The following is a 2,160-nucleotide window of genomic DNA, read 5'->3' on the forward strand; positions in this document are numbered from 1 at the left end:
GACGCTGAACGTCGACGGTCACGTCATCACCTTCAAGAACGCGCCGATCCCGGGCTCGACCGGTGCGCCGAGCGTTCCGAGCGGTTATGGCACGAGCGGTAACGTCCTCACCGACGGCAACGGCAACTCGACGGTCTATCTGCAGGCCGGCACGGTCAACGATGTGCTGAAAGCCATCGACCTTGCCACCGGCGTGCAGACCGCGACGGTCAATGCCAACGGCACCGCGTCGCTTGTGACTGCGACTGGCCAGACCAACTCGTCGATCAACGCCTCGGGCCAGCTCAAGCTCTCGACCGGCGTCAATGCCGACCTGTCGATCACCGGCACTGGCAACGCGCTGAATGCGCTTGGCTTCGCCGGCAACACCGGAACCTCGACCGCGTTCACCGCGGCCCGCACCTCCGGCGTCGGCGGCCTCAGCGGCAAGACCTTGACCTTCTCCTCCTTCAACGGCGGCACGGCGGTCAACGTCACCTTCGGCGACGGTACCAGCGGCACGGTCAAGACGCTCGATCAGCTCAACACGAAGCTTCAGGCCAACAACCTGACGGCGACGATCGACGCCAACGGCCTGCTGACGGTTTCGACCACCAACGACTACGCGTCCTCGACGATCGGTTCGAGCGCCGCGGGTGGTGCGATCGGCGGCACGCTGACAACGGCGCTGACGTTCTCGACGGCTTCCAGCCCCGTCCAGGATACGGTTGCCCAGACCTCGCGTGCGAACCTGGTGTCTCAGTACAACAACATCCTGAACCAGATCGACACGACCTCGCAGGACTCCTCGTTCAACGGTGTCAACCTGTTGAACGGTGACCAGCTCAAGCTGGTGTTCGACGAGACCGGCAAGTCGAACCTCAGCATTACCGGCGTGACCTACAACTCCAAGGGTCTCGGCCTCGCCTCGCTGACCAGCGGTGTCGATTTCATCGACAACTCCGCGACCAACAAGGTGCTGTCGAACCTGAACGCCGCATCGAGCACGCTGCGTTCGGAAGCGTCGAGCCTCGGTTCGAACCTCTCGGTGGTGCAGGTGCGTCAGGACTTCAACAAGAGCCTGATCAACGTGCTGCAGACCGGTTCGTCCAACCTCACTCTGGCCGACACCAACACCGAAGCGGCCAACAGCCAGGCGCTGTCGACCCGCCAGTCCATCGCGGTCTCCGCGTTGTCGCTGGCCAACCAGTCGCAGCAGAGCGTGCTCCAGCTGCTCCGCTAACAAGCGGACGACATCTTAAGACGACTACGGCGGCGGGGCTTCGGCTCCGCCGCTTTCTTTTGCGCCGGCATCAGAGTGCCGCTCGACAAGTGAAGACGATGCATTCGGATGCAGCCGATTGCTTACTCTGAGTTATGGTTGACAAGTCGCAAACGCCCGATCGCTGCACGAAAAAACGTCGTCCTATCATGACGATGTGTGCGAGTCCGATCCGGCTCCGATCGCTCACATGGTGAATCCGCGCAAGGATTGGCGCGACACGCTTCATGCTTTGTTAGCCGTCTGTGTTCACCGTTCCGGCATCGATTAATCCTAATCGAAGTTTGTTGCGTTGCGTACCAGAAGGGTAACACTCAATGTCCGGTATTGTTCTCTCCTCGTCGGTTCGTCAGAACCTGCTCTCTCTCCAGTCCACCGCCGATCTTCTCGCCACCACACAGAGCCGTCTGTCGACCGGCAAGAGCGTCAATTCGGCCCTGGACAATCCCACCAACTTCTTCACGGCTCAGTCGCTCGACAACCGCGCCAGCGACATCAACAATCTGCTCGACGGTATCGCCAACGGCGTGCAGGTGCTGCAGGCTGCCAACACCGGCATCACCTCGCTGCAGAAGCTGATCGACAGCGCGAAGTCGATCGCCAATCAGGCGCTGCAGACCACCGTCGGCTACTCCACCAAGTCCAACGTCTCCACCACGATCTCCGGTGCGACATCGGCCGATCTGCGCGGCACCACGAGCTTCGCCAGCGCGACCGCAAGCAGCAACGTCGTGTATAACGGCGCGGCCGGCGGCACCACGGCGGCGGCGGGCACCACGACGCTCGGCGCCACCATCGGCTCCTTTGCAAGCACGGGCGCGACGGCCGGTGACGGCACCACGGCCCTGACCGGCGCCATCACCCTGATCGCCACCAACGGCACGACCGCGACCGGCCTG

General features: G+C 62.7%; 1 protein-coding gene and 1 pseudogene. Both read left to right on the forward strand.

Annotated features, from left to right (window positions below; genetic code table 11):
- On the forward strand, positions 1-1,222 hold a 1,222-nt coding region (locus IVA88_RS00005; RefSeq protein ID WP_247495252.1), incomplete at its 5' end, for a DUF1522 domain-containing protein.
- 356 nt (positions 1,223-1,578) lie between these two features.
- Positions 1,579-2,160: pseudogene (locus IVA88_RS00010) on the forward strand (flagellin); the annotation flags it as partial.

Origin of the sequence: Bradyrhizobium sp. 149 (assembly GCF_023073915.1) — a bacterium.
In the GTDB taxonomy this organism is placed as follows: Bacteria; Pseudomonadota; Alphaproteobacteria; order Rhizobiales; family Xanthobacteraceae; genus Bradyrhizobium.